This is a genomic window from Schlesneria sp. (assembly GCF_036405755.1).
In the GTDB taxonomy this organism is placed as follows: domain Bacteria; phylum Planctomycetota; class Planctomycetia; order Planctomycetales; family Planctomycetaceae; genus Schlesneria; species Schlesneria sphaerica.
In genome coordinates, this window is the sequence record NZ_DASWWZ010000574.1 from 1 (window position 1) to 5,901 (window position 5,901).

General features: G+C 56.1%; 3 protein-coding genes and 1 pseudogene. 3 read left to right on the forward strand and 1 reads right to left on the reverse strand.

Annotated elements, in window-relative coordinates; genetic code table 11:
* Positions 1-364 (forward strand): hypothetical protein (locus VGE80_RS19165; protein ID WP_440593775.1); only part of this gene is annotated, 364 nt, incomplete at its 5' end.
* Positions 365-478: 114 nt separating this feature from the next.
* Here the strand turns inward: VGE80_RS19165 and VGE80_RS19170 are convergent.
* Positions 479-2,380 (reverse strand): M48 family metalloprotease, encoded by a 1,902-nt coding sequence (locus tag VGE80_RS19170; RefSeq protein ID WP_440593776.1) that lies wholly within the window; start codon positions 2,378-2,380, stop codon positions 479-481.
* 479 nt (positions 2,381-2,859) lie between these two features.
* Here VGE80_RS19170 and VGE80_RS19175 point away from each other — a divergent pair, with 479 nt between their 5' ends.
* Both VGE80_RS19175 and VGE80_RS19180 read left to right on the forward strand, forming a co-directional pair.
* Positions 2,860-4,320: a DUF1501 domain-containing protein gene (locus VGE80_RS19175; RefSeq protein ID WP_440593777.1), complete on the forward strand. Its 1,461-nt coding sequence runs from the start codon at positions 2,860-2,862 to the stop codon at positions 4,318-4,320.
* 437 nt (positions 4,321-4,757) lie between these two features.
* Positions 4,758-5,901, forward strand: a pseudogene (locus VGE80_RS19180) (hypothetical protein); the annotation flags it as partial.

Consider the following 5,901-nt stretch of genomic DNA (forward strand, 5'->3'; position numbering starts at 1 on the left):
GAATCGCATCGCTATTCGAGTCATTGTCGGACCGCATAACGATCCGGCACGAATCACCCGGATTCTGCTGGACGTCGCGGGCAAGCATCCCAGCCTGCTGAAAGACCCGGCTCCTTTTGCGACGCTGGATGAGATCAACGGGAATCTGACATTCGTGCTACGGGCCTTCCTCCCCCAACTCGATGGTCGATTGCTCATTATCAGTGAGCTGTACACAGCGATTCAGAGCCGCTTTGCGGAAGAGAACATCGAGATGGTCCAGACCCGCCACGAAGTCTTTGTGCGAACCGACGAGCGGGAATCGCACCCGTCACCGCCGCCACCGCACCAGCCCCTGTCTGGTGTTTCGCTGAAAGGCTGGTAACGAGCCGTGAACCGCATTGCGTGACTTCCGTCTGCGGACGTGCAACGTCACGGACTTGCGAACTGGAGAGCCTGCTGGGATGCGAGATCGAGGACGACCTTGTCAGAAACGGCATTACTGCCGGTTGCTCTCTTCTTTCAAAATGCCAGCAAGGAGTTCGTCATCATCGGAAGAGGGCACGACCTCGGCGGGGCCGAGCACTTCCCGGATATGATCGGTCAGCATTCGGGTCAGCGACTCTTCCAGTTCTTTGAAGTTGTGGATGAGGTCGAGAGCGGAGACGGAGTGGGCGGGATCTTGCGCCAGGGGGAACGACGCAACTGCGGCCAGTCGTTCTTCGTAGGTCGGATGTGAGTCGAACCAACTGGGCTTTCGGTGACGTTCCTCATCCAGCAGTTTGCTTCGCAGTTCGACTGCGCCGGGTTGCGATCGATAGTCGCGATAGGAATCGAACACGTTCAGAAACGCATTATCGCTGCTAAGCAGTTGTTGCGTCTTTCGCACCGCAAACAGTTCGAACAACGGACTCTCCTGATAGATCTTGGTCAGCCCCGCCACAAACGGTTGGCGTCCATAAGCGACCACCGCCCGGCGATCAGCCAGGAACTCACGCGACCGGGAATAGCCCGAGGACAACAGGGCGTAACCCCGCAGGTAGAGCCAGTAAAGGCCGTAGAAGGGATTGATGTAGTTCAGAATCCCCGCTGCCGCCTGCATAACGGCCAGCGAGTTTGCCAGCGAAGCAGTCACCTGAAAGATGAATCGCGCATAGAACGTGTCGCGGTGACTGAAGTGAGCGTATTCGTGAGCCAGGATCGAGCGAAACTCGTTGACGGTCAGCCAGGGAAGTACGGAAATGCCCAGGTGCAATACTCGATCACGCCGTCCGAAAAGACCAAACGGTCCCGCGCCGTTCTGACTGACCGAGACCTGCGGACCCGGCACGAGATAGACCCGGTCCACGACGTCCGTGTCGAGTTGTCTGGCCACGGAATGGAGTTCGCCGAACAGTTTGGGTTGCTGTTCGGCGGTGATCTCAATGCCGTCGTGCTCGCCGCCTGAGCCGAAAAAGACGAGGCGTACCATATGCCAGACCGCCCAGCATCCCCGATATAAGACGCCGATGTGAAGCACCCGTAACATCAGCAGGATTGCGAACAAGAGCAGAGAAACGGCGATGATCCCGGCGATGACAAACGGGACCGACAGATAAAAGATGATCAGGCTGACGCTTAACATGAACAGATAGAAACGCTCGATCCAGGTTTCGCGTGAACTCCGCAGGGTCGCAAAGGCGTCGGCCGTTTCGGGGGTTCTGGGAATACTGATCGCAAGCAGCCATCCGGTGGCAAACATCACCACGATCCAGACGACGAGACCTCCCAGCAGGACGGCCCCCAGGATCGTGCCGAGGCGAAAATTTTCATCAACCGCCTGCTGCTCTTGCTTCTCCTTGGCGAGGCGGGAAATTCGATCGAGCTGACTCCGTCCGACGGCTCTCTCCAGGTCTGCCCCGAATGTCTTCGCGCGATGGAATGCTTGCTGTGCCCCCACGGGATCACCCGCATACGCAAGAGCCATCCCATATCCCACGTTGAGATCCGGGTCGTCCGGAAAGCGTTTGAGAATGCTTGCAAATTCAGCGACGAGCGGCTTTGAGGTGGATTCGGAGGGGCGGGGTCTGATGGAGCGCAATTGTGAATACATCAGACCCTGGGCAGTCTCGAGGTTATCCGGGTCCTTGCTCCAGGCCTGCCGGAACTTGATCGTTGCCAGCTCATAGTCCTTGTTCAGGAAAGCCTGAACTGCTTCCTCAAGCTCGATCGGCTGGGGTTTTGCCTGAGCGTACTGATCACTGGCGCGGGATTTCTTCTCGTTCCAAAGCCGCTTGAGTTCGTTCGCCTCCGGGGGGGGCGTGGGCGAGCTTCGGGTTGCCGCATGCTGACCGAAAGCCGGAACTGCAAGTGACAACGAAAGGCAGACCATCGCAATGATAAGTGCTAGTCGACGGGACATTCTTCAGTCTCATGACAGTTCGGCACTGCCTGGGATGTCACGGCTGGCGTGAGGATGCCCAACGATGATAGACATGTATTGATGCAAAACGCAACAGAGTCTGTGGGTATGTACCATCTCTGCCCCGCAGGACGTCGGCTGCAGGCCCTACGGCCCGAAAATTCTGCGTGTTTCGATCGGTTTAAGGAAGGGAAGTCGCTTACGGACCACGGGACTCTACACGCAACACGAAGGGAAATTTCAGTTTATCGTGAATGCAATGTCTTAGTTGTTCAGTTTTTTTGAACAAATGACAAGTCTGATCGGGCCAACGTTTCGGGGCTGTTGCCAGGAAACATGTCGTTGACGGAGTTTCACTCGGGGCAGGGGGGGGACTCCGGAGGGACGAATTCGAGCGAGAATTCTGGAATCCATCTGTCACGACCGATGGGTTCCTCGCTACACTTATTCACAAGTCCTCATGTATTGGAAGGGTTTGCATGCTGAACATTCTCGGGCGACCTCAGACAGTCTGTGGAGGCGTGTCACGTCGGGAACTTCTGCAAGTCGCAGGTGCTGGCCTGTTCGGGATGTCTTTGCCCCGGCTCTTACATGCGGAGGAGTCACACTCGCCGGTTGCTCCTCGCGCTAAAAGTGTGATCTTTCTCTATCTTTTTGGCGGCCCGAGCCAACTGGAAACGTTTGATTTAAAGCCCAAGGCTCCAAACAAGATTCGGGGTCCCTATCTGCCGATTGCCTCACGCACTCCTGACCTGTTGATCTCGGAAAAGCTCGAACAGTGTGCGGCGATCTCGGACAAATTTGCGGTCGTACGAACGTTGTCGCATTCGTTCAATGACCATAGCGGGGGGGGCCATTATGTTCAGACGGGGAAACGCTGGCATATCCCCATCGGCGCCGGGTTTAATGCGACACCCCAGGACTGGCCATCAATCGGTTCCGTCGTGGAGTATCTTTCGCAGCACAAGCAGCACCAGTTTTCACAGCCGAGAACACGCGAAGAGGGTCTGCCCAACTATGTTGTTGTTCCCAACAGCCTGGGAAAAATCCAGACCCATAGTGTGCTGCTGCAGAGACCCGGTGAGTACGGCGGGTGGCTGGGACGAGGTTATGATCCGATCACGACATCCGTCGATAAGAAGGATGCCAAGGATAATCCCTACTACCGCATTTGCTCTGACGAAGAACTGACGTTTCAGATCGACGGACTGATTTCTCAGGACGCCATGACACTGGACCGGTTGGGAGGGCGACAATCGCTACTCGCCCAGTTCGATCAGAAGTTGCGGCAGCGGGATGCCCAGAAGTCCCTGACGGCCTATGACCGGTTTCAGCAGCGGGCTCTCTCTCTGGTCGCATCCGAGAAAACTCGTAAAGCCATGGATTTGCGACAAGAGTCAGACAACGTCCGGGATCGCTACGGACGCCACCTGTTCGGTCAATCAACGCTGATGGCCCGACGACTGGTCGAGGCCGGGGTTCGGTATGTGACCGTACACTGGGATGCGCCCGACGGATATGGCTGGGACTCGCATCTCAACAGCAAAGACGTGGGCGATCATCTGATGCCTGGCTTTGACCAGACATTCTCGGCTTTGCTAATTGATCTTGAAGAGCGTGGGTTACTCGACGAAACGCTGGTTGTCTGCCTGGGGGAAATGGGGCGGACCCCTCTCGCGAACGCCAACTGGGGCCGTGATCACTGGAGCACCCTGTTTCCCGCCCTCGTCGCAGGAGCAGGTGTGCGGGGTGGCATTGTGCTGGGGCAAAGCGACAAGGACGCCGCCTATGCACTGACACCTCCGTATAAGCCAGAGGATTTCGCGGCGACGATTTACCATGCCCTGGGAATCGATCCCGAAATCCGGTTACCGGATGGTCAAGGTCGTCCGGTGGGGCTGGTGGAAGATGGAAAGCCCATTCTCGAGCTCTTCGGCTGAGGGGTCGCGCCTCATTAACAGACTTTCCTTCTGCATGATGGGTGTACGGCCACCCGCGACGGCCTGTCGCTTAAAATGGGACGGCGGATAGCTTCTAGGGTCCCCTTGATGGCTTGGTGCGACAAGAGTTGCTCATGACCTGCTCGATCGATGTGACTGAGAGAAATTTCCTCCTTCGATTTCTCTTCACTGCGGAGAGAAAACTGCGGAGAGAAAGCCCGTCACACGTCATTGACCTGGATCTGAGAGGTTTCGGGGAACTTACTCTGCGAAGTCTGCGTCCCTTCCTCCTTGAAGTGCGTCCCTTCCCTGAAACCGATCTGCGGACGTAGTCCGCGCTGCCGGGCAAGTCGTTGACATTCTTGCTTCCCCGGACCATTGTTGAGTCTCTCCTTTCCCAGTTCACTCCATCGCGGCTCCATTGATCAGGGTGCGAGATGATTTCCTATTACTTGCGTCGGACAAGTCTGGTTCTCGCTACGGTCTTCTCTCTCAGTTTCCTCTTTCAGCAACGCATCGTGCTTGCGGACGAGTCACCTGGGGTGAAGCAGGATCCGTTTGCCGAGACCTTGTCCAATGCGGACAAGGATGGTGATGGCCAGTTGTCGCTGGAAGAGTTTCAGGGGCTTGTCGGAGCTTCAGCCGTCACGAAGCGCGACTTCCGCCTGTTCGACCGCAATCGGGACGGTCGTCTGGTCCGGGATGAGTTCGCGACGATTCCGGGCATTGTCCCGGGGGTCGAGCCGGAGTCGAATTATCATCCTGTGCTGATTCTCTGTGACGAGATTATCTCAAAAATTGATAAAGCGGTTGGTGTGTGGAAAGAGCAGCCGTCGGTCGAATTTGACGCGGATCGAATGGCTGAGGTCATCCAGTCTCAACTCGTTTCGGCGGGCCTGCAGAGAAACCCGATCAATCTCGATGAAGATCGAAATGGTAAAGTGAGTCGGGCGGAAGTGCGCCGCTTTATCGAAATGGAGTTGGGAATCCGCCGAGGTGACGGCAAGTTCTTGCGTCTGCCCGATGGCCGACTGTTTAACTATATTCTTTTTCTCCATGCTGACGAAAACAAGAATGATCGGATCGAGCGAAACGAGTTTGTATCGCGGACGTTTGTCACCGCAGACGTTGCGAGCAAAGAGTTTGATGCTGCCAACAAGAATGGAGACGATCATCTTTCATTTGACGAATTCAAGCTGGTCCCCGGTCGGGGAGTGTTTGATCCGATCTACGAGTTTCGGGTGTGGGATACTAACCTTGATGCCTTGCTGAGCAAGGAAGAGTTACTCGTCGGGACGCCCGAATGGCAGAGGAAAATTGCAGAGAACGCTTTGCCGGCGTTTGATCTGGATAAAGACGGGCAGCTTTCGCTCTCCGAGTATCAACTGACTCCTCAGGCCAACATGGTCCTTCCCTGGGATTGGGGAATGGATGACAAGGACGGAGACGGCTTCCTGTCATTAGCGGAATTTCAATTCGCCCCCGCGACGTTTCCGGCTTATGACCAGACTCAGTTCCCGCTGCTGCGGTTTACCTGTTTCCATCTGCTGGACCTGAACTCGGACGGAAAACTGGATCCAA

Bases quoted from the DNA above. Each gene is read 5' to 3' on its own strand.
- VGE80_RS19170 (WP_440593776.1), bottom strand. From the start codon at position 2,380: ATGTCCCGTCGACTAGCACTTATCATTGCGATGGTCTGCCTTTCGTTG.
- VGE80_RS19175 (WP_440593777.1), top strand. From the start codon at position 2,860: ATGCTGAACATTCTCGGGCGACCTCAGACAGTCTGTGGAGGCGTGTCA.